A 1,722-nucleotide genomic window follows, 5' to 3' on the forward strand; every position below is an offset into this window, starting at 1 on the left:
TTTCATCCTGAATAGCTGCAGGTCAGCAGCGTATGTATGGCCTGGACGATGGTGCCGATGCGGCTGGTGGAGCATCGGGCCCGCCGGAGCAGCCGCCAGGACTTCAATTGGGCGAAGGCGCGTTCGCCAGGCGCCCTCAGTCGGGCATGGTCACGGTTGAACTGCTGGTATTGCTCGGGCTGTTCGCGGTGGTGGTAGTACGGGGTGCGGAAGGTGGCGCCGGCACCCTGGTAGGCGCGGTCCGCGAGGTCGAGGATCTGCCGGGTGAGGCAGGCCTGGACGATGCCGTGAGAGCGAGCCGCGGTCAGATCGTGGGTCCGGCCGGGTGTCGCGCGGGAGAACCAGAGCGGTGTGCCGTCGGACCTGGCGATGACCTGCACGTTCATGCCGTGCCTGCGGTGCTTCATCGAGTAGTACGGCTCGTCCGCACGGATCCGGTCGATCGGGATCAAGGTGCCGTCGACGATGACGTGGTTGCCTTCACCGAGGCCGGTGAGTGCTTCGTGCAGGCCGGGTGCCCAGCCGGCCAGGACATCCAAGGTCTCGTCGACGTACCGCCAGGCGGTGGCCCGGGATATCCCGAAACCGGCCCCGAGCTGCGAGAACGTCTCGTTCTTCCGTAGATGGACCAGCGCAAGGAGCGCCTGCTTGAAACAGCCGAGTCTGCGCCATCGTGTGTTGCGGGCCCGGCGGTGCTCGTGCAGCAGCCAAGAAACATGCTCAACCAGCTCGTGAGGAACATCGAGCATGGCAGGATACGGAACCACCAGGGCCCCTTCTGTCGCCAGCGTGTTGAGTGAGATCACCACGCCAACGACCAGGGGCCCTGCCTCGTCACCACCCCCGCTGACCAGCCCATTTCACCCTCCAGCCCAGGATGAAAGAGGCTCATTGAGCCTCTTTCATCCTGGGCTCGGCGCGGTCTCTCAAGCGCTTCTGACCTGCGGCGATGCTCTTGATCTTCACTCTCGGAGCCCGAGGATGAAAGAGGCTCAGTCAGGGAAAGCGAGTCATCAGGCGTGTAGAGCACCCAGTTCCCATGCTTCGCAGCGTGGTCCAGCAGGAACTGCTGGCCCTGCTCCCGATCGCTTCCCGCCAGCGGGAAGCCAGACAGGAAGACCTGTGGACCGGTGACGGCATCCAGCGCAACGCAGGCGAGCTTGCCCGCGTCGTAGAACGCTTTGACCCCATCCGGGAAGTCCTCCTGCGCATACGGCCCGCCAACCAGTTCCTGCGGTCCAGGGACCAAAAGTGCCTGGGCTACCTCGGCTGGAGACATCCCGAACTGCAACGGACCCACGCCGGCTCCCGACCGCAGCTCCCAGCACTCCCGCTCCGCATCCGTGCCCATCCACCCACTCCTACGTCCGACCGGTCCGGATTTGCTTCTGTTGCTCAGGCCGCATGCGTACGCCCATGGGCCAAGGTGCCAACTCAGCTGCCCAAGTGCCAACGGGAGTGCTGCTCTGGGCCGGAGTCATTCTGAAACGATCAATTACACAAGATCGCTGACGCGCCCCCGGTTGTGGGACAGAGCCGTTCGATTGACAGACCCGCCTGACCGGTCACGACATCACGAGTTCAACCTCTGTGGGTGATGTGGGCTGTGTGTGGGTGTGTGGTCAATGGCTGTTGGGGTGTGGATGCTGGTGGGTGTGGTCGGTGGGTTGTGCCCGGTCGGGTGTGGTTGGTGGGCTGTTGGCGCATGATGGGGTGGGTTTT

2 protein-coding genes are annotated in these 1,722 nt (G+C 64.1%); both read right to left on the reverse strand.

Translation table 11 applies throughout. The features are described from left to right. Positions 1-2: 2 nt before the first annotated feature. On the reverse strand, positions 3-809 hold the full coding sequence (locus tag AB0E14_RS39670) for an IS5 family transposase (RefSeq protein WP_362430444.1): 807 nt from the start codon (positions 807-809) through the stop codon (positions 3-5). Next, a complete protein-coding gene (locus AB0E14_RS39675; protein WP_362430447.1) occupies positions 803-1,351 on the reverse strand; it encodes a hypothetical protein in 549 nt (182 codons plus the stop codon). The genes AB0E14_RS39670 and AB0E14_RS39675 overlap by 7 nt, the downstream gene beginning before the upstream one ends. Positions 1,352-1,722: the final 371 nt, after the last annotated feature.

The sequence above is a fragment of the Streptomyces sp. NPDC047981 genome, assembly GCF_040653315.1.
Classification (GTDB): domain Bacteria; phylum Actinomycetota; class Actinomycetes; order Streptomycetales; family Streptomycetaceae; genus Streptomyces.